Here is a 340-nt window from a genome sequence, read left to right as displayed (position 1 = left end):
AGACCGTGTCCTATGTGGTGAGGCGGGCGAGCCGCTTGTAGCAGCAGATGGCGGCGGCGAGACCGAGAAAGGCCAGGTAGTTGCGGGGGTGGCGTTCGTAGCGGTGGTTGAGCCGACGGTAGCCGGTGAGCCAGGACATGGTCCGCTCGATCACCCACCGGCGCCGTCCGAGTCGTTCCGATGACTCGACGCCCCTGCGTGCGATACGGACTCCGATCCGTTTGCCGCGTAACCATTTCCGCAGGTGGGGAACGTCGTATGCCTTGTCGGCGTGAAGGCGTTGGGGTTTGAAGTGGCGGCCGCGGTGGGGGTCGTGTCTCGTTTGGTGACCTGTGATCAT

Annotated in this window: 1 protein-coding gene; it reads right to left on the bottom strand. The window is 64.4% G+C overall.

Translation table 11 applies throughout. From position 1 onward, the window contains the following. Window positions 1-10: 10 nt before the first annotated feature. A partial coding sequence (locus tag ADK55_RS22100) for a transposase (RefSeq protein ID WP_053681354.1) occupies window positions 11-340 on the bottom strand: 330 nt, incomplete at its 5' end.

This window comes from Streptomyces sp. WM4235, from assembly GCF_001279725.1.
GTDB lineage: Bacteria > Actinomycetota > Actinomycetes > Streptomycetales > Streptomycetaceae > Streptomyces.
Note: the sequence above shows the minus strand (reverse complement) of the source record. Positions and strands in the feature narration are given on the sequence as shown.